Genomic DNA, 16,928 nt, shown 5'->3' on the forward strand with positions numbered 1-16,928 from the left:
CATTACGGATCAGCGTAACGATTGAGGTCTAAAAGACCGCCGGACGACGCCGGCCCGCGCATAACGACATCCTGAAAAAAATCGGCAGTCGCCCAAAACACTGGGCTTGACCGTCTGACGCCATAGGCGTCGACAAAATCGAGCCACGCTTTCTCGTTACGAACGGCTTTCAGATTTTGAATGAATTCGTCCTCTTCATATTCGCTGATCACGAAAAACAGATTCGGGTAGCTGCCGATATGCCCGTCGACGACTGTGACCGCATCCTTTTCCGGTTCGCGCCGCAGGTTTTCGCCAAAAAGAAACGCGACATTTGTGTGTTCCTTGTCATGGATGAGCGAAACCATGCGGTCTGTGGCATCCGCGCGGACGATCCGCACGTAAGCCAGGTCCGGCAGAAAGCGAACCCATGGACCTTGCGTCGATGATAGCGCCGCGAGAGGTGCGCGGTGCTGCGCGCCGCCTGAGCCTTCGTTCCGGTGTCGATTGATTTCGTCCGATTTTACAACGCCGCTTCGGTCGCGCGTCAGGGCGCTCATGAGGAATTCGTTTTTCGGATCGTCGGTCGCATATGGAACTTGCGTCGCGCGACCGATGTCGATGGGCGGCTTGTGATAAAGCGTCCGGATTTTCGCATGCCCGCCCCGGTACCAGGAATCATGAAGCGGCCGCCTGATGTCAGGAGGCAGGAAAGACAGAAACAGGCTTTCGCTTTCCATGCGCAGGAGATCCATATAAACACGCGTCGCAATCTGGTGTTCGACGGCGCCGAATACGTCGAAACCGGCGACGAGATTGTAGTAAATCCGTTCAAGCGTCGGGAAATCGATAACCCATGCGGTTTCCGGCGCAGCGCCGACAAAACCGCCGACGACGGTGGCGTTGTCGAAATGACGAAAGATGGTAAGGAGCGCCGGCCCCCTGCCGGTTTCGCCGAGCCATATGTCGTCGACGGCAGGACCTTTGTTCTCGGGATCTGCTTCGCGATATCGGCTGTCGCGTAGCTCCTCATATGTCTTGTGATGCTCAAGGTAGCTTGGAAACAAACGCTCTGGTAGCGGGGCGTCGGCAAGCGCTGCGGGAAGTCCAAGAAAGGGTGTCGCCGCCGCCAGATAATCGGCGTCCGTCACGGCGGGATCCGCGTCCGGATCGAGAAACATGACCCAGAAGCGGTCCTCGATGACGTTGACAGCCACCTGACCGCGGCAGACCGGGCCGCGAATGAAAGTGCGGATAAAATATTCCGCGTCGTCAAGCAGGAATTCATAACGCGCCCGGGCAGGTATCGCGGCGAAGGCGGCGAAAGGGTTCGAGGCGACAGAAGGCTCATAAGAGGGCGTAGCGTCGATGTTCCATTCTTCATTGAAAAACAGTACGCGATAGCGGGCAAGGCGGTCGGGCCCTAGCGCATAGGTGATGTGGGTCTTGTGCAGGATCGTCTCTTCAATCGGCGCCAGCCGGTAGTAAAAGTCATCTGTACCGGGATCGTCATAGGGACGGCGCGTTGCAATAATATCGACGGGCTCGTTCGGCGGCGTTCTCGAACGCACCAGGTTGAAGTATCCGGCGTCTTCGCGTTGTGGAAAGTAGAGATGGGCGAGAAACAGATGCTCATAAAAATATCGGGCGATGAGACGTTCTTTCGGTGATTGTCCGTTTAGAAATTTCTCCCATTCGCTGATTTCAGCTTGGGCGATATTTGGCGTCGCCTGCTGGCGTAGCAGGGCAGGCGCGCCGGCGCCGACCCAGGCGGCTAGCGCCGACCATTCCTCGTCGGCGAGGGGCGCCACGCCATAAGGCATGCCGCCGAATGGGTTGTCACGCTCATAACGATCTATTTCCGTTGGTGCGGGGCATGTAAGGTCTCTTGTGATGCCGAGATCAATGGAGTCCGGCAGCGGCGCGTTTGCGGATACCGGATGCGCTCGTCCCAGCGCCAGCATTCTGTACAATATAGACTGTGTCCGGTCGGCGTCAGTCGCAGAGGCCGCGACATCAAAAAAATCAAGCTTGCGCCATTCATCGATAGAAGACGCGTCGATTCCGAGTCTCGTCAGCGGCGCTTCGGATAGACGCGATGAATCATAAACAGGCAGTTTCGTTGCGCCCCGCGCAACGCCTTCATCCGAGGTCATCCGGAACTGACAGGGCGCGTCGTAACATCCGTGGCATACGACGCATCGGCGCTCGATCGTTCTCGGAAGGCCGGCCGGGTCGTACGTGTCGGTTGGCGCCGCGACGGTCAGGGTCGCGTCGTGACGCGGTGCGTTCCGATTGAGCAGAGCACTGAGCGCCAGCGCGATGATCGCGAAAACGATCGCAATGACGCCAAGGTGGAACGCCGCGCGGCGACGTCTTGTTCTCAGCGTCGATTCCGGGTTGTCAGCTTCGGTCATTGTCAGTCGTTCCTGAGGTTCCGCCTCCTCTCGTTCGAAACGGACCCTTTGTGAAGCGCCGTTCTGGCGGCATACCTTGTTTTCGCAAGCCTAAGCGAATTTATCGTTTAAGTCCCGCTCCAGAAGACCGCAAAAAATTCGCGGGATTGCGCCGACTGGTGCGTATAGCCGGAAAACCATTTGCAGATGCGCCATCGGCGCGTCGACGCCGGGCGTTGCTCGTTTCCGGCGAAGGAAACGCTTGCGCGCCACCAGGAGCGCGAATTTCGCTGAGGGGCATGGAACGGTCGATCATTACATTGTCAGGCCGCCGCGAGGCGCCTTTCTTTAAGGAGTTTCTTTTGGCTCGAAATCCGCGTCTGAAGATTTTTGCTGTCCACGACAGGGAAGATTTAGCGTCGGCAATCGACAGAACTGGCGGCGCAGCGCGGCTGATCGCGTTTGTGACAGATGTGATTGTTCCAACGCGGCTGCTGACGCGGCTCAACTTCACCCCTTATAATATTCATCCGGGCCCGCCTGAATATCCGGGGTCGCATCCGGAGAGTTTTGCGATCTGGGAAATGGCCGAAACATTCGGCGTCACGGCGCATGAGATGACGCCGCGCGTTGACGACGGACCGATCGTCGCTGTTTGCAGGTTTCCCATGCCGCTGTTACCCGAGCGCGTGGCGTTAGCAGACCTAACTTATGCAAGAGCCATTGAAGTATTCGCTGTTGTTGCGGCGCATTGCGCGGAGAGCAATGAACCGATGCCGCGAATGAACATCCAATGGTCCGGTGTCAAGCGAACTCGGTCGCAGTTCAGGGCGTTATGCGGCGCGGCTTCCGACATGACCGGCAATGAGGCAGAGCGACTAAAGCGCGCCTGCGGCAACGCCATGACGCGTCAACACATAGCTGATGTCTTGTGAGGTGCGCTTGCGGCAAAAACGATCGCGATGGGCCGCCTGCCGCCAGGGTTGGGCTGGCGCGCGGGAGAGAAGAGAACTATTGCTGAGGGCGCCGATGATTTGAATGTTACGCCAAAAAGAGACTGGCGACCCCGCGCGATGCGTAATGCATGAAGCGCACATCCGTCTTTTGTACGAGCATTACGCGGTGGGTTCTCAACGCCATCGAAAATTTAAGGGCCCCGACCAGTGATCGGTGGAGATCGCTCGTAAAGTCCATAGCGCCGCACCGCTACCCCGGCATAAGCCTATGCGAATACTGAATATGGCCAGAACAGGCATGTTACTCAGCAAAGACGCAGCGAATGCATATGAATGAGAAAGGATGATGATCTCATGACAGATAAGGAAGTCGTACTGTGTTCTCCGGTTCGCACGCCCATCGGCGCCTATGGCGGATCACTAAAGGATATGTCGGCGCCGGATCTCGGCCGCGTAGCGATCAGCGAATGTCTGGCGCGGGCGGGTCTCGATCCCGAGCGCGCCGAAACGGTGGTGATGGGACAGGTCATTCAGGCCGGCGCGAAAATGAACCCGGCGCGGCAGGCCGCAATCGGCGCCGGGCTCCCTGTCAAGGTTCCCGCGCTTACCGTCAATAGAGTTTGCGGTTCCGGCGCGCAGGCGATTGCAACAGCGGCGCAGGAGGTGATGCTCGGTCATATCAATTGCGCCGTCGCTGGCGGCATGGAGAACATGGACCAGGTGCCCTATCTTCTGCCGCGCGGCCGCTGGGGTCATCGCATGGGCGACGGCGTTCTTCATGACGCCATGCTCCATGACGGCCTTAACGACGCCTTTTCCGGTGAGCATTCGGGCTGGCACACGGAAGATCTGGTCAAAAAATTCGATATCTCGCGAGAAGAGCAGGACCGCTGGGCCGCGCGCTCGCACCAGCGCTTCTCCGAAGCTCAGGCGGCCGGAAAGTTTGAGAGTGAAATCGTCCCGGTGGAGATGAAAACCCGCAAAGGCGCTGTAACTTTCGACCGGGATGAACAAAACCGGCCTGACACCACGATCGAAACCCTGGCGAAACTTCGCCCGGCGTTTCGCGAGGATGGAACGATTACCGCCGGCAACGCGCCGGGTCTCAATAGCGGCGCGGCGGCGATGATTGTCGCCGAAGCGTCATGGGCCGCCGAAAATGGGTTAAAGCCGGTCGCGCGCCTTGTCTCTTACGGCGTCGGCGCCGTCGAACCGGAGATGTTCGGCCTCGGTCCCGTGCCGGCGGTGCGCGAGGCGTTGGAGCGCGCCGGCTGGACGGCCGCCGATTTGGGCCGCGTTGAAATCAACGAGGCGTTCGCGGCAATCGCGGTTGCGCTTGTCGGCGCGTTGGGGCTGAACGAAGACATTGTCAATGTCGAAGGAGGCGCCATCGCCCATGGCCATCCGATCGGCGCGACCGGTGCCGTCTTAACGACGCGGTTGTTGCACGCGATGGAGCGCGATGATGTCGGCAAAGGTCTTGTAACGCTCTGCATCGGCGGCGGCCAAGGCGTCGCGCTGGCGCTAGAGCGAATTGCTGAATAGCTGCCGCCTTCATCAATGTGCGGCTGTTTCGTCTAGGCCAGTCGCCTGCGAAACAGCCATGCGCCGGCAGAAAGGGTGAAAGCGGCGATCAGGGCCATCGGCCAGGTGTGCGCGAAGATGACCGACGCGGGGATGTCCTTCATGAAGACCCCCTTGCAGATGAATATGAAATGCGTGATCGGATTGGTTTCCGTCAGCCATTGCAGCCAGTCCGGCATGTTTTCAATCGGCGTCGCATAACCTGACAATAAGACCGCCGGCATCATGTAGATGAACAGTCCGATGACGGCTTGCTGCTGGTTTGAGGCGAGGGATGAAATAAAAAGCCCGATTCCGATGATCGAAGTGAGAAAGACGGTCATTGAACCATAAAGAAGAATAAGAGAGCCGCGGAATGGTACGCCGAGGACGAGCCATCCAAGCGCCAACATCGCCGTCGCGCTGGCAAGCGCAATGATCAGCGCCGGAACGGTTTTGCCGACCATGATTTCGACTGGCTGCAGCGGCGAAACCAGGAGCTGTTCAAAGGTCCCAAGTTCGCGCTCGCGCGCGACGGTCAGCGCCGACACCATAAAACCCACGACGGCGGTGAGAACCGCGAAGAGAGCGGGAACCGCGAACCACAAAGGTTCGAAATTCGGATTGAACCAGGCGCGCGCGATCACCGCCGTCGGCGGCGGCAATTTTTCGCGCGCAAGCTCCGCATTAAAGTTGGCGACGATTTGCACCGCGTAACCTTGCACGATCTGCGCGGCGTTGGACCTGCGCCCGTCGAGGACGAGCTGAACGTCCGCAGGCTTTCCGGCGGCGAGAAGCCGTGAGAAGTCGGCGCCGATTTGTATCGCCATGATCGCCTGCTTTGAATCGATGGCGCGGCTAATCGCCTGCGTGCTGTCGAGATAGACGATGTTTTCAAATGTCGGCGAGCCTTCAAAACGAGAGATCAGTTCGCGCGCCTCGATGCCGACATCTTGATTGTAGACGGCGATCGAGACGTTTTTGACTTCCTGGGTGATGGCGAAGGCGTAAATAAGAAGCAGAAAAGGCGGCGAAAACAGAACCACCCATCGGGTCTGCGGGTCGCGCGCGCTCGCGAGCAGCTCCTTGACGATTAGGGCTTTAAGGCGTCCCCACATGGCTTAATCCAGTCTGGTGCGCGTCGCGAGCGCGGTTAAGAGAATAAATCCGCCGGCAATGGCGATGAGACCGGCGATGTCAGTGAGAATGACGCTCGGCACGTCGCCGGCGAGGAACAGCGTTTGCAGCGAGGAGACATAGTAGCGAGCCGGTACGGCGTAGCTGACGAGCTGCAAAGCGAAGGGCATGCTGTCGATTTCAAAAACGAAATTTGAAAAGTAAAAAGCCGGCAGGAACGCCGACATGATCGAGACCTGCGCCGCGACGAGCTGGTTTCGCGCCAATGTCGAGATGAAAAGGCCTTGCCCTAGCGCCGCGAGCATAAAAAGCGCCGAGACGAGGCCGAGCAGGATGACAGAGCCGCGAAACGGCACGCCGAACAGAAAGACGGCGGTCGCCACCGAAATCAGCATCGAGATCATGCCAAGCGCGAAATAGGGCGCGAGCTTGCCGATCAATAATTCAACGATGCCGATCGGCGTTGCAAGCAATGCTTCCATGGTGCCGCGCTCCCATTCGCGGGCGACGACAAGCGCCGTTAGAAGCGCGCCGATCAGCATCAGGATGATCGCGACGGATCCGGGCACCAGATAATTGCGGCTTGAGACTTCTGGATTGAACCAAATCCGCGGTTCGACATTCACGAGCGCGGGAAGAAGCGGCAGGCTGCGGCTGATCGATTCCTGCTGCAGCCAGTTCGCCCAGAGCAGCTGGACGTAAGTGCGAATGAGTTCCGCCGTGTTCGGATCGCCGCCGTCGACGATCACCTGGATCGGCGCCGTGTTGCCGCGATAGGCGCGGTCTGCAAAATCCGCCGGCAGGACGACGATACCCTTGATATCGCCGGCGATGAGGTCGGCTTCGAAGGCGCGCCGGTCGCGCGCGGTCTCGATGCCGAAGAAGGGCGAGTTGGCGAGGGCTGCGGAGAAGCTTCCCGATTCCGGCGTTGGCTGTTCGACGACGAGGCCGATGTCGAAGCGGCGGGGGTCGAAGGTGACGCCGTAGCCGAACAGGAACAGAAGAATCAGTGGCAGCACGACAGCGACGACGAGATTGCTCGGGTCGCGCAGAACCTGCAGTGTTTCTTTCCGCGTCAAGCCGCGAATGCGCCGCCAGCCGTCGCGAGGGATATTTTTTCTTTCGTTCACGCCGCCTCTTTCCTGTCGAAGTCTTCAACGAGGGCGATGAACGCGTCCTCAAGGGTCGGGTTCTGGTTTTTGGAGCTTGCCGCGCGTCGTTTGAGGGCGTCCGGCGCGCCGGACGTAATGGCCCGGCCGCGATAGATCAACGCCATGCGGTCGCAATATTCGGCCTCGTCGAGAAAATGCGTCGTCACCATGATGGTGACGCCGCGCGACACCATGGCGTTGATATGTCCCCAGAACTCACGGCGGGTGCGCGGATCGACGCCGGATGTGGGCTCATCGAGAAACAAGACATCCGGGTCGTGCATGACGGCGCAGGCGAGCGCGAGACGCTGCTTGTAACCGAGGGGCAAGCTGCCGGCGTTTGTGTTGAGATAGCTTTCGAGATCGAAGGTCTCGATCATGCGGGCGATGGCGCCTTTGCGCGCCGCATTCGAAAGCCCATAGACGCCGGCGAAGAAGTTGAGGTTTTGCCGGACGCTAAGGTCGCCATAGAGCGAAAATTTTTGCGCCATATAGCCGAGCCGCGCGCGCGCCTTGCCGGGCGCCTTGGCAAGGTCGAGCCCGGCGACTCGCGCGGCGCCGGCGGAAGGCTTCAAGAGCCCGCAAAGCATCTTGAATGTCGTTGACTTGCCAGCGCCGTTGGGACCGATAAGGCCGAAGATCTCGCCGCGCCGAACGGCGAAGCTGATCCGATCCGCCGCGGTGAAGTCGCCAAAGCGTTTCGTCAGGGCGTCGGCTTCAACGACGATCTCGTCATTATCCGCACCGTGCTTTGGCGCGCCGGCGAATGGGGAGGCGCCTTTGGCCCCGCCGCCGACCCGCGCCATGAACGCATCTTCAAATCTCGGCGGCGTCGAGATAACGTTAGCGGCTGGCCCCGCTTGCAGGACGTCTGCATTCGGCGCTTTTTCGCCTTCCTTGAGGACAAGACGCACGGCGTCGCCCTGAATAACGCCGTCGAGCACTTGCGGCGCGTCGAGGGCGCGCGTCAGAACCGCGCGTTTGTCGCCCGTAATGTCTGCGACCAGAAAGGTGCGTTCGGCGACGCTTTGCGTAAGGGTTTCGGGCGCGCCTTGATAGATGAGCTTGCCTTCACTCAAAAGCAAAACTGTTTTACAGCGTTCCGCCTCGTCGAGATAGGCGGTGCTCCAGATAACGCCGATCCCCTGATCGACGAGTTCGTAAACCATGCGCCAGAGTTCACGGCGCGAAATCGGATCGACGCCGACGCTTGGCTCGTCGAGCAGCAAAAGGCGCGGCTTTTTGATGAGCGCGCAGGCCAGCCCGAGTTTTTGTTTCATGCCGCCCGAAAGCGCGCCCGCAAGACGCGCCGTGAAGGGTTCAAGCGCAGTGAATCGAAGCAGGCGCTCGATCGTGTCGGTTCGCGCGCCGCCGGTCACAGACCTTAAATCTGCATAAAGATGAAGATTTTCGATGACGGTGAGGTCTTCATAAAGACCGAAGCGCTGCGGCATATAGGCGACGTCGCGCTTGATGTCGCCCTGTGCGCGCAGCGTATCATGACCGCAGACGTCAAGCGCGCCTTCATCGGCTTTGAGGAGTCCGGCGATGAGCCGCAACAGCGTTGTTTTGCCGGCGCCGTCGGGCCCCGCGAGACCGGTGACATGACCGCCAAAAAAGCTTGCCGACAGTCGTGTAAGCGCAATCGGCCCGTTCTTTCCGAAGCGTTTCGAAACGGCGTCGATGCGGACAAGCTCTTCGCTCATGAGGAATGCGCCGCTTCGAGCGTCACCGTGACGGGCATCCCTTGTCGCAGCCCGCCATCGGGATTGTCGACAATAATCCGAAGGCGGTAGACGAGCGCCGTGCGCAATTCGCGGGTTTCGACGGTTTTCGGCGTGAATTCGGCGACGGGAGAAATAAACCCGACCTGTCCTTTATAGACGCCGCCGGAATCGGTCCGGACCTCCGCCGTCATGCCGGGCCTGATTCGGCCGAGGTCGGGTTCCGACACATAAGTTCGAACCCATATCGGCGAATTGAGCGACAGGGTGTAGATGGTCTCGCCGGCATTGACGATCGCGCCGGGCTCGCGCACGCGGGTCAGGATGATGCCGTCGCTCGGCGCCTTGAGGTCGGCGTCGGCAAGGCGGCGTTCGGCGAGTCGATGGGTCGCTTCGCTTGCGCTCAGCGCCGCGCGCGCCGCCTCGATGTCTTCGACGCGACCGCCGGTCTCGGCGATAGTGAGGCCTTCCTCTGCGGTTCTGAGCGCGGCGGCGGCTTCGTCCCGTTTGGCCTGCGCTTCTTCATGCAGCTGATGAGACGCGGCGTCAGTCTCGGCGAGCCGTTCCATGCGCGTGAGCGTCGATTGCGCAAGGGTAAGGGCGGCCTGGCGTGATGCCACGGCGGCGCGCGCCTGTTCGATCTCTTCCGGTCGCGCGCCGCTTTCCAGTTTTTTAACGAGGTTCGATTGCGCAGCGACATTCGCCGCCGCGAGCGCGCGTTCGTCTTCGAAGTCGGGCTTTTCGAGCGACGCGACGATGTCGCCGGCCTTTACGGCGTCGCCTTCCTCAAAGTTCACGGCGGCGAGCCGGCCGGGCGCCTTGAACGCAAGATCCACTTGGCGCACATCGATGTTGCCGAGTAGAAGGATTTCTGTGTTGAAATGGCCATTCCTTCCGTAGAGGGTCCATCCGGCGATCAGGATGACGAGACCCAAAAGGCCCGCCCCGGCGATTAAGCGTTTATGTTTCATATTCTTCACCCAATAATGTCGTCACTGATGCCGGCTTTTGCGCCGTCGCCGTCTGTTAGAATCGGCAAGACTAACTAGTACGCTCCGTTTGGCGCCCGACCCTATATTAGATGGCGCATTTCCGGGGGGACGTGCTCGGCGATCAGGGGCGCCGCCGTGGCGTTTTTGATGTCTTCGACGGTAACGCCCGGTCCGCGCTCGCGCAGCACGAGCCCGGCGTCGGTCGGTTCAATGACCGCCAGTTCCGTGACGACAAGATCGACCCGGCGCAGGGCCGTCACAGGCAATGTGCAGTCGGGGACAATTTTCGGGCTTCCTTTCTGCGTATGGAGCATCGCGACGATGACGCGCCGCGCCCCGGTAACGAGATCCATTGCACCGCCCATGCCGGGCGCCATCTTGCCGGGAATGATCCAGTTGGCGAGCCGGCCTTTTGCGTCGACCTGAAGGCCGCCGAGCACCGTCATGTCGAGATGACCGCCGCGGATGAGCCCGAAGCTCATGGCGCTGTCGATCGATGCTGCGCCTGGAACGGCGGTCACGAACCCGCCGCCGGCGTCGGTCAGGTTAGGATCCTCCATGCCCTCTGGCGGCCGGGCGCCAAGCCCGACGACGCCGTTTTCGGCCTGGAAAAATACATGGGCGTTCTCGGGCAGATAATTGGCGACCATGCTCGGCAGACCGATGCCGAGATTGACGAGGGTCCCCGGTTCGATTTCCGCGGCGACGCGGCGGGCGATGATTTCTTTTGCGTCCATCAGGCGGCCCTTGCGAGGAGATGATCGACGAGAACGCCAGGCGTCTTGACGCAATCAGGAGAGATCACCCCGACGGGCACGATATTTTCAGGTTCCGCGATGACGACGCCGGCGGCCATCGCCATCACCGGATTGAAATTATGCGCGGTCAGAGAGTATTCGAGATTGCCGACATAGTCCGCCTGATGCGCGGCGAGCAGCGCGAAATCGCCGCGGATCGGCTTTTCGAGCAGCCAGGTTTCGCCGTCGATGTCGACCGTGGGTTTGCCGTCGGCTGCAAGCGTGCCGAGCCCGGTTTTGGTCAGCACGCCGCCAAGCCCGACGCCGCCGGCGCGGATGCGTTCGACAAGCGTTCCTTGCGGAACGAGCTCCACCTCAAGCGCGCCGTCGAACATCTTCTTTTGGGTGACCGGATTAAGGCCGATATGCGAGGTGACGACCTTTCGCGCGGCGCCGGCGACCACCAGCTTGCCGACGCCTTTCTCAGGCGTCGCCGTATCGTTATTGACGATCGTTAGATCTTTCGCGCCGCGTTCGACCAAGGCGTCGATCAGGCGGTGCGGCGAGCCGACCCCCATAAAACCGCCGATTAAAAGGACGGCGCCGTCGGGGATGAGCGCTGCGGCCTCGTCCGGTTGCATCGCTTTTTTCATATACAGATTTCCTTAAAGGCGTTGACATTGGAAGGTTGATCTGGCTCTGGCGACAATAGAGCCGCACATGCAGGCGTTATGCGGCGAGATCGATCAGGCGGTCCTTCGAAAAGGCGAAGATGACATCTTCATCCGGACGCGCCATATGAACATCCTTATCCGGACAATCGAGTTTTGAAAGAATATGGCGAATAACATTGAGGCGCGCCGCTTTTTTGTTGTTGGTCCGCACCACATGCCAGGGCGCCTCGTCAAAGCTCGTGCGGACGAGCATATCGTTGCGCGCCTCGGTGTAAGCGTCCCATTTTTCAACGGCGACGTCGTCGATGGGGCTGATCTTCCATTGTTTCAGCGGATTGACCCGACGGTCCTCAAGCCGACGGGCCTGTTCTTTCCGGTCTATATCGAGATAGTATTTGAGAATCTGCGCTCCGGAATTGATGAGCATTTCTTCGAACGGGACGACGTCCGTTATGAACGCGTTCAGTTCTCCTTCGGTGCAAAAACCCATGACGCGCTCAACGCCGGCGCGGTTGTACCAGGAGCGGTTAAAAAGCGCGAGTTCCTGGTTCGCCGGCAAATGCGGCGTGAAGCGTTGAAAGTACCAGGACCGGCGATCATGATCGGAGGGTTTGCCAAGCGCGACGACGCGCGTTTCGCGCGGGCTCAAATGTTCGACGATGCGCTTGATGACGCCGTCCTTGCCGGAGGCGTCGCGGCCTTCGAAGATGATGAGCACGCGGTGATCATGGGCGATGAGATGACGCTGCACTTTCACGAGTTCTACCTGCAAATCGCGCAAGGCCTGCTTGTAGGCGTCGTGTCCGGTCGGCGGCTCCTTTTTGTTTTTGTTTTTTGTCATTCAACGTCCTTTTTACGAGTTATGCGACGACGCGCGGTTTTTCCGCCTGGAACGGCCTTGCCGCCGGTTCTTTGAGCAAGTAGCGGCGCGTGAGTGGAACGGCGTCCTGACGTTTGGCTAGCTGTAATTGAAAGACAACATGAGCGCCGTGGCGGAAGGAAAGCTCGCTGGAGACGAGATAGAATTCCCACATGCGAACAAACCGCACATCATACATGCGTTTCACCTCGTCGGCATTGTCAAGGAAACGCCGCCGCCATTCTTTCAGCGTTTCGGCGTAGTGAAGGCGCCAGACTTCGAGATCGGTGATGAAGAGGCCGGCGCGCTCGATCGCCGGCACGATTTCCGACAGAGAGGGGATGTAGCCGCCAGGAAAGATATGCCGCGCAATCCAGGGATTGGTGACGCCGGGCCCGTCAGGCCTGCCGATCGTGTGGATAAGCGCAACGCCGTTATCGTTCAGCAGTTTTGCGACCTGATCGAAATATTCCTGAAAATGGGGCAGGCCGACATGTTCGAACATGCCGACGGAAACAATACGGTCAAATCGGCCGTCAACCGCGCGATAATCCTTCAGGCGAAATAATGCGTGTTTGGATAAACTGTTTGCGCCCGCGCGATCGGTTGCGACGCGTAATTGTTCTTTTGCAAGCGTCACGCCGTTGACAGTCGCGCCGGTTTCCTTGGCGAGAAAAATTCCGAGACCGCCCCAGCCGCATCCGATTTCGAGCACCGAATGATCCGGTTCGATTAAAAGTTTTTTGGCGATCAGATTTTTCTTTGACTGTTGCGCCTCTTCAAGCGTCAGATCAGGCTGCTCGAAATAAGCGCAGGAATACTGCATATCGTCGTCTAGAAAGAGGCGATAAAAGTCATTGCCGAGATCATAATGATGGGCGGCGTTCTTTTGTGCGCGCCGCGCCGGATTGAATTGCGCCAGCCGACGCAATAGACGCCGCCCGAAAGCAGGGATCGCCGGTCCCGGAGCGCCGCCGTTCGACAAAATGTTGCGCCAGACGAGATCGAGCAGCGTGTAAAGATCGCCGTGCACGATTTGAAGACCGCCGTCCATATAGGCTTCGCCCAGCGCCAGTTCGGGATCGAGCGCGAGCCGTCGCAGCCAGGCGCGGCTTTTGACGCGAACGCCGAGCGGCGCCGCGAAGGCCTCGCCATAGCGCTCTGTCGAGCCGTCGGGATAAGCGACGTCGATGCCGCCTTTGCGAACGGTCTCGCGGAGCCGCCGGTGCAACTGTGCTTGCCAAAAAGTCATAAGCCATTCTCCGTTCGTGACGCGCGCCGGGGGAATCCCGGCGCAAAGAGGTCGGAACGGACTCAACGGCTTTTACGTTTATGACGCGCGCGCCCCTCGCGCATTACGGTTTTGCCAGTGATTTTGATTTCCGGCGATCCGGTGCAGAAATCCGGGCGATGGTGCGAGGGGAAGCGGTCGCCGCCGCGTATGAGAAACTGCGTCCCTTTTTTCTAGAACGCAGCGCATCACACTATCCGTATCCGTTATTGTGGACGAGATCGGCCCATTGCGAGGCTTGGCATGACGTCAAACGAAGTCGATAAAACGGTTGCTTCCAGCGACGGGAAGGCTGCGGTTGAAGCAGTTCTGACAGAAGTCCATCGCGATATGTTTCGATTTCTCGTCCGCCGTCTCGGCGACGAACACGAGGCCGCCGATGTCTTGCAGGAATTCTACGTCAAAATCCTGACGCGATTTTCCGATTTGCGCGACGCCGACAAATTACGCGGTTGGATGGCCAGCGTGTTGCGAAGCGTTATTGCAGATCATTATCGCGCCCGCGGGCGCCGGGCGCGATTGGCGGAGGCCTATCGGGCGGACGCAGCTTTGTTTCCGGCTTTCGATGACGAGGAAATCGATCTTGTTATCTGCGCCTGTCTTTACAAACTTCTGCCGACCTTGAAGGACGAATACGCCGCGATCCTATGGCGCACCGATCTCGTCGGCGAGGCGCGCGAGACGATCGCCGCCGATCTTGGACTCAATGAAAACGCCTTCCGCGTGAAACTTCACCGGGCGCGTCAAGCATTGAGAAAGCGGCTTGAACAAACCTGCGAGACCTGCCCGATGCATGGGTTTTTCAAATGCGGTTGCTCGACGTCGCAAGCGTTGCGCAACCGCGTCGCCGCGGCGCGCGAGGCTTCGGGAGGCGACAATGCCTGAACCCTTTTGGCTGCATACGCCAGTCTTCGACTGTAATGCAGCGGCCCCGTTAGCGTCTATTAATCCGCGGGCCGCCGAGGCGCTGCGTTCCGTATTTATCACTGGCCTTAGTTTTTATGTGTTCAACCGCGCCGCGTCTTAAGAGGACCGGCCGCTCAGGAGATATCAATGACTGTAAAAACCGCTCAGAAAACACCCCCGCGCGGCGGCGCGGCGAAATCCGCCGCTTCGACGAAATCAGGCGAAACAACATCCGGGTTGCCGCCGGAATTTGCAACGCCCGACTTTGCGGCCCCTAACTTCGCAGCAGTGGTCGGCGCCCAGATGGATGGCGCCAAAGTGATGGGCGAAGTCTCGTCCATGCTGGCGAGTACGGCCCAGGACCTGGCTTCGCGTCAGACCGCCTTTGTCAAGTCAACCATGGAGACCATCCAGAAAGCCGCCGCCGGCGCAAGCGAACCGAACATCGTCGCGCGTCTTGCCCATCAGAGCGACAGCTATCGCGAATTGATGGAAGCGTCGGCCCAGCATGTCTCGGATGTCGCCGAAACGGTCGCAAGCTGCTGCTGCGATGCGGTCGATCACATTACCGAAGCCGGCGCGCGCATAGCGGAGAAAACAGCCGCGAAGCCCGCCGACTGACGCAGCGTCAATGGCCGCAGCTGAAAATGCGGCGATACCCGTATCGAAGGAACAAAAACAAATGCCGGATGTAGCGACAGACACCGTTAGTGCGCCAAGCCCCGCCAAAGGCGTCATAAGCAAAGGCGAACCGGACAAGGGCGCTTTAGGAAACAGCGCGCGCAAGGCGAGCGTTGGCGACAAGGCGGAGACAACGCCGGCGCCGGAATCGGATGCGGGCGCCGAGAGCGGCGTCGCGCCCGCGCAAATGACGGCGTTCGCCGATTACGTGGTCGACGCCGCGCAGCGCAATATTCTTTTCTGGGACGCGTTGCGCCGGCGCGCCAACAATATGCTCGAGCATGAGCACGAAGGCCTGCCGCCGCTGTTGAAGTTCAAATATGAAGAGGTCGCCGACGGCGCGGAGTTCAAGCCGCCCTCGAACTACAAACTCCTGAAGATCATCGAGGTCGATGACATTTGCCTCGATGATTGTCTCGATCCGGAAAAGCCGCCGGTCATGATCATCGAGCCGCGCGCCGGCCACGGGCCCGGCATTGGCGGGTTCAAGCGCGACTCCGAAGTCGGGATCGCGCTGCACGAAGGCTACCCGGTCTATTTTGTTGTCTTCGACCCTGATCCCAAGCCGGGCCAGACGCTCGCCGACGTATTGCATACGCTGCGGCGGTTCGTGGAAATGCTGAAAGCGCTGCATGGCGATCGCGCGCCGATCCTCTATGGCAATTGCCAGGGCGGTTGGGCGGCGGCGCTCCTTGCAGCGGATTGCGGCAATGAGGCGGGGCCGGTGGTGATGAATGGCTCGCCGCTCTCTTACTGGGCCGGCGAGGCCGGCGCCAATCCCATGCGTCTCGCTGCCGGGTTTCTTGGCGGATCGTGGCTGACGCATTTTATCGGCGATCTCGGCGCCGGCGTTTTTGACGGCGCCTGGCTTGTCCAGAATTTTGAAAATTTGAAACCCGAAGGCGCAATCTGGCGCAAATACGCCGATCTTTATCTCAATATCGACACCGAGCGGGACCGGTTTCTCGACTTCGAACGCTGGTGGAGCGGATTTTATCGCCTCAGCCGCGAAGAGATGCTGGCCATCGTTGAAAATCTTTTCATTGGCAACCGCCTCGAAAAAGGCGAAGTCGAGCTTTGCGAAGGATGCGCGGTCGATCTTAAGAACATATCAAGCCCGCTTGTCGTGTTCGCCTCCTATGGCGACAACATTACGCCGCCGCATCAGGCGCTCGGCTGGATTCCAACCGTTTATCCGACAACGGAAGACCTGAAAACGGCCGGGCAGCGCATTGTCTATTTGATCAATCGCCATGTGGGCCATCTCGGGATTTTCGTTTCCGCCAAGGTCGCGCGCTTTGAACACCGGGCGATCCTTGAAAATATGAACGATGTCGAAAATCTTGAACCCGGCCTTTACGAAATGCGGATCGACAATCCGACCGGCGACCCCGATTGCGAGCGCGATCAGTATACGGTGCGCTTTGAGCCGCGCCGGGTCGAGGACCTGCATTTTGAGACGCCGAATGAAGCGTTTGAAAAGGTCCACGCCGTATCAGAAACGATGGAGGGTTTCTACGCCAAGTTTATGAGCCCGTTCATACGCGCCTGGGCGAGCCCGATGACCGCCGAGGCGCTTAAATGGGCGCATCCGATGCGGGTGTCGCGCTATCTCTATTCGGAAAAGCTCAATCCTTTCATATCGGTCGTCGCGACTGCGGCGGAACTGGCGGAAAAGTCCCGTTGGCGGCTTGATGCGAATAATCCTTACCGGCAGGCGGAACGCCGCGGCGCCGATGACATCGAGGCGAGCATCAAACGCTGGCGCATGGCGCGGGATGCGGCCGGCGAACAGGCGTTTGACGGGCTTTATAACTGGGCGGCCCCGACCATGCTGCAACCGTTTCTGCCCGCGGCGCAAACCCGTTCGGATAAAACGTGA

Annotated in this window: 14 protein-coding genes; 5 read left to right on the plus strand and 9 right to left on the minus strand. The window is 59.6% G+C overall.

Annotated features, from left to right (window positions below; translation table 11 throughout):
* Nucleotides 1–2 precede the first annotated feature (2 nt).
* Nucleotides 3–2,396 (minus strand): fatty acid cis/trans isomerase, encoded by a 2,394-nt coding sequence (locus ACFOOP_RS11170; RefSeq protein WP_379881034.1) that lies wholly within the window; start codon nucleotides 2,394–2,396, stop codon nucleotides 3–5.
* 341 nt (nucleotides 2,397–2,737) lie between these two features.
* On the opposite strand from ACFOOP_RS11170, the gene ACFOOP_RS11175 reads away from it, so the two are divergent.
* Nucleotides 2,738–3,310 carry a formyltransferase family protein gene (locus ACFOOP_RS11175; RefSeq protein WP_379881036.1) on the plus strand — a complete coding sequence of 191 codons (573 nt, stop codon included), beginning with the start codon at nucleotides 2,738–2,740 and terminating at the stop codon, nucleotides 3,308–3,310.
* Nucleotides 3,311–3,685: 375 nt separating this feature from the next.
* Nucleotides 3,686–4,876, plus strand: coding sequence for a thiolase family protein (locus ACFOOP_RS11180; protein WP_379881037.1), 1,191 nt, complete (start codon nucleotides 3,686–3,688; stop codon nucleotides 4,874–4,876).
* Between the two features lie 32 nt (nucleotides 4,877–4,908).
* On the opposite strand, the gene ACFOOP_RS11185 is transcribed toward ACFOOP_RS11180, so the two are convergent.
* The 8 genes from ACFOOP_RS11185 to ACFOOP_RS11220 form a co-directional block, all read right to left on the minus strand.
* Nucleotides 4,909–6,012 (minus strand): ABC transporter permease, encoded by a 1,104-nt coding sequence (locus ACFOOP_RS11185; protein ID WP_379881038.1) that lies wholly within the window; start codon nucleotides 6,010–6,012, stop codon nucleotides 4,909–4,911.
* 3 nt (nucleotides 6,013–6,015) lie between these two features.
* Nucleotides 6,016–7,161: an ABC transporter permease gene (locus ACFOOP_RS11190; RefSeq protein WP_379881040.1), complete on the minus strand. Its 1,146-nt coding sequence runs from the start codon at nucleotides 7,159–7,161 to the stop codon at nucleotides 6,016–6,018.
* Nucleotides 7,158–8,888 carry an ATP-binding cassette domain-containing protein gene (locus tag ACFOOP_RS11195; RefSeq protein ID WP_379881041.1) on the minus strand — a complete coding sequence of 577 codons (1,731 nt, stop codon included), beginning with the start codon at nucleotides 8,886–8,888 and terminating at the stop codon, nucleotides 7,158–7,160. Before ACFOOP_RS11195 ends, ACFOOP_RS11190 begins: the two co-directional genes overlap by 4 nt.
* Nucleotides 8,885–9,877 (minus strand): HlyD family secretion protein, encoded by a 993-nt coding sequence (locus ACFOOP_RS11200; protein WP_379881042.1) that lies wholly within the window; start codon nucleotides 9,875–9,877, stop codon nucleotides 8,885–8,887. Before ACFOOP_RS11200 ends, ACFOOP_RS11195 begins: the two co-directional genes overlap by 4 nt.
* 101 nt (nucleotides 9,878–9,978) lie before the next feature.
* Nucleotides 9,979–10,635 (minus strand): 3-oxoacid CoA-transferase subunit B, encoded by a 657-nt coding sequence (locus ACFOOP_RS11205; protein ID WP_379881043.1) that lies wholly within the window; start codon nucleotides 10,633–10,635, stop codon nucleotides 9,979–9,981.
* Nucleotides 10,635–11,288 carry a CoA transferase subunit A gene (locus ACFOOP_RS11210; RefSeq protein WP_379881044.1) on the minus strand — a complete coding sequence of 218 codons (654 nt, stop codon included), beginning with the start codon at nucleotides 11,286–11,288 and terminating at the stop codon, nucleotides 10,635–10,637. The genes ACFOOP_RS11205 and ACFOOP_RS11210 overlap by 1 nt, the downstream gene beginning before the upstream one ends.
* A 76-nt stretch (nucleotides 11,289–11,364) precedes the next feature.
* Entirely contained in the window at nucleotides 11,365–12,150 is a 786-nt protein-coding gene (gene ppk2 / locus ACFOOP_RS11215) for a polyphosphate kinase 2 (protein WP_379881045.1), read from the minus strand.
* Between the two features lie 19 nt (nucleotides 12,151–12,169).
* Nucleotides 12,170–13,420 carry a class I SAM-dependent methyltransferase gene (locus tag ACFOOP_RS11220; RefSeq protein ID WP_379881046.1) on the minus strand — a complete coding sequence of 417 codons (1,251 nt, stop codon included), beginning with the start codon at nucleotides 13,418–13,420 and terminating at the stop codon, nucleotides 12,170–12,172.
* A 282-nt stretch (nucleotides 13,421–13,702) separates the two neighbouring features.
* Here ACFOOP_RS11220 and ACFOOP_RS11225 point away from each other — a divergent pair, with 282 nt between their 5' ends.
* The 3 genes from ACFOOP_RS11225 to ACFOOP_RS11235 all read left to right on the plus strand — a co-directional run bounded on the left by ACFOOP_RS11225 (nucleotide 13,703) and on the right by ACFOOP_RS11235 (nucleotide 16,928).
* Nucleotides 13,703–14,344, plus strand: coding sequence for an RNA polymerase sigma factor (locus ACFOOP_RS11225; RefSeq protein WP_379881048.1), 642 nt, complete (start codon nucleotides 13,703–13,705; stop codon nucleotides 14,342–14,344).
* 168 nt (nucleotides 14,345–14,512) lie between these two features.
* Nucleotides 14,513–14,986 (plus strand): phasin family protein, encoded by a 474-nt coding sequence (locus ACFOOP_RS11230; RefSeq protein ID WP_379881049.1) that lies wholly within the window; start codon nucleotides 14,513–14,515, stop codon nucleotides 14,984–14,986.
* A gap of 247 nt (nucleotides 14,987–15,233) precedes the next feature.
* Entirely contained in the window at nucleotides 15,234–16,928 is a 1,695-nt protein-coding gene (locus ACFOOP_RS11235) for a DUF3141 domain-containing protein (RefSeq protein WP_379881557.1), read from the plus strand.

This window comes from Hyphococcus aureus (genome assembly GCF_042643165.1).
Taxonomy (GTDB): Bacteria; Pseudomonadota; Alphaproteobacteria; order Caulobacterales; family Parvularculaceae; genus Hyphococcus; species Hyphococcus aureus.